The 2,040-nt window shown below is 77.3% G+C and carries 1 pseudogene; it reads right to left on the bottom strand.

The window, feature by feature from the left end:
• Window positions 1-2,040, bottom strand: a pseudogene (locus tag MCAG_RS28430) (FtsK/SpoIIIE domain-containing protein); the annotation flags it as partial.

Consider the following 2,040-nt stretch of genomic DNA (forward strand, 5'->3'; position numbering starts at 1 on the left):
TCGGCGTAGAGCTCCCGGGCGGCCGGGTCGGCGTCCGGGTCGAGGCAGGCGATGGAGAACCGGGCGGCGCCGGGGCGGTGCTGGCGGGCCAGCGACCGGGCGGCGGCGTCCAGCACGGCGCACGCCTCGTCGACCCGGGTGCCCAGCACCGCGAGGTTGCGCCCGGGGGCCCGGGGCAGCCGCAGCACCGCCGAGCGGGCCTGCACGTCGATGATCTCCCCGAGCAGGGCCACCGGGCTGCGCGGCGCGGCCTCGCCCTCGGGCGGGGTGAGCGCCCGGAAGTCCGGGGCGTCGGCGAGCCGGGGGATCGCGTCGCCGTCGAAGAGCCGGGCGGGCCGGGCGTCGGCCGGGCGCATCCGCCACAGTCGGTGCTGCAACTCGCTCCAGGCGTCCCAGTCGCTGGCCGACGGGATGCGGGCCACCTCGTTGCCCTCGACGAGGCCCGACTCGGCGTTGACCACCGCGTGGTGGCGGGGCAGGGACTGGGCGGCGTCGTTGCGCTCGGCGAGGATGCGCAGCGCCTTGGGCAGCGCGATGCGCAGGGTGAACTGGGCGACCAGCGCCGGTCGCCCCCACAGCGCCTCGATGCCGCGCACGTCCTGCGAGGCCAGCACCAGGTGGATGCCCTGGGACCGGCCCCGGCGGGCCAGGTCCTCCAGCAGGTCGGCGGCCTCCCGGGCGACCACGTCCCGGCCGGCCAGCAGCGCCTGGAACTCGTCGACCACGGCGACGATGCGGGGCCAGTGCCCGGTCGGGTCGACCGCCCGCAGCTCGGCGAGCTTGGTCACCTCGTGCTTCTTGGCCGCGTCGGCCCGCCGGCGCAGCTCCTCGGCGAGGAACCGCAGCAGCGCCAGCCCGAACTCCCGGTCGGTGTTGACATTGATCCCGACCAGCCGCATGTGCGGCAGCCAGCTCGGGTCCCGCCGGCCCTGGGCGAACCGGGCGAAGGACACCCCCTCCTTGAAGTCGAGCAGGTAGAACTCCAGCTCGGCGGGGGAGTAGCGGGACGCCAGCGCGCCGATCCAGGCGAAGATCAGGTTGGTCTTGCCGGTGCCGGACGGGCCGCCGATCAGCGCGTGCGGCGGGTAGTCGCCGAGAGTGAGCAGGACCGGCCGGCCGTGCGGGCCCTCGCCGATGGGCGCGGTCAGCCCGGTCGAGGAGTCCTCCCGCCACATCTGCTCCGGCGGCGGTAGCAGGTCGGTGAACGGGGCCGGCGGGGGGCCGGCGTTGACCCGGGCGGCGATCTGCCGGCAGGTCTCGGTGACCAGCGTGGCCGGGGGCGGCGGGTCCAGGGTCACCGGCAGGCCGGGCGGGCCGCCCAGCCGGGCACCGTCCGGGCCCACCACGACCCGGGTCACCGTCGGGTCGTCCGGCACCGGCACGCCGCGTGTCACCAGGTGCACCCCGCACGCCGCGCCGGTGCGTACCACCCGGTCGAGCTGGCCGCGCTCGTGCCGGGACAGCTCGTCGCCGCCGAGCAGCACCGCCACCCGCCATGGCTCGGGACGGCGGCCGGTCGTGGCGGCCAGCTCCCGCAGCGAGCGGTACTCCCCGGCCAGCACCGTCTCGTTGATCCGGCGGATCTGCTCCACCAGGTCGTCCAGCAGCCGGCCCAGCCCACCGGGGCCGACGAAGGTGAGCAGCCCGGCGGTGCCAAGCGGGGCGAAGCCGGCCAGCCCGCCGCCGAGGTGCTCCGGGTCGTACCCGAACAGCCGCACCGCGCCCGGGTCGGCGCGGCCCAGGCTGCGCAGCAGCAGCGCCGGCACCACTGCCGCCCCGCCGTCGGCCTCGGCCCCGGTCAGGTGCACGTGGCCGGCGTCGAGCAGCGGCACCAGCGCCGGCACCGGCTCCGCGCCGGGGATGCGTACGGTGCCGACGCGTACCGCACCGGGTGTCTCGCCGCGACCGGCCGGCGTCGCGGCCCACTCCGCCCAGCCCGCGGAGGCCGCGCCTGGTGCCTCGCGGCGGGGCGGCGTCCACGGCCCGGCGGGCCAGCTCGGCGATCCGGGCGGTGTGCCGAAAAATCGATCTCGACCAACC

Origin of the sequence: Micromonospora sp. ATCC 39149 (genome assembly GCF_000158815.1) — a bacterium.
Classification (GTDB): Bacteria; Actinomycetota; Actinomycetes; order Mycobacteriales; family Micromonosporaceae; genus Micromonospora.